Origin of the sequence: Vibrio sp. T20, from assembly GCF_007858795.1 — a bacterium.
Classification (GTDB): Bacteria; Pseudomonadota; Gammaproteobacteria; order Enterobacterales; family Vibrionaceae; genus Vibrio; species Vibrio satsumensis.
Genome location: NZ_VFEB01000050.1, coordinates 1 through 291, shown reverse-complemented (window position 1 = coordinate 291; position 291 = coordinate 1). Strand labels below are relative to the sequence as shown.

The 291-nt window shown below is 45.7% G+C and carries 1 protein-coding gene; it reads right to left on the bottom strand.

Annotated features, from left to right (window positions below; all coding sequences use genetic code 11):
• A partial coding sequence (locus FTW16_RS03025; RefSeq protein ID WP_146490007.1) for a transposase occupies positions 1-291 on the bottom strand: 291 nt, incomplete at both ends.

The following is a 291-nucleotide window of genomic DNA, read 5'->3' as shown; positions in this document are numbered from 1 at the left end:
TGTAGTCGGTTTCTTTCCATGGTTTGCATGGTGAGTAGTTGGTTCCGCCTCGTGACTAAGTCACTCATAAGGCGCATGTTTTCGCTTTTTAGCTTAGTCAGTTCGGGTTGAACTCTTTCGGCATAATGTGCGATGAGCGCGGCATCTAAGCGGTCATTCTTAGCACGTTGCCCAATAGCCTCAGCAAACCTTTTAATACGTAGTGGGTTGGCAACAACATAAGGTAATTTGGCTTTGTCACATGCGAGTATGAACGGCATTTCTAATCGACCTGTAGCTTCAATTACGACG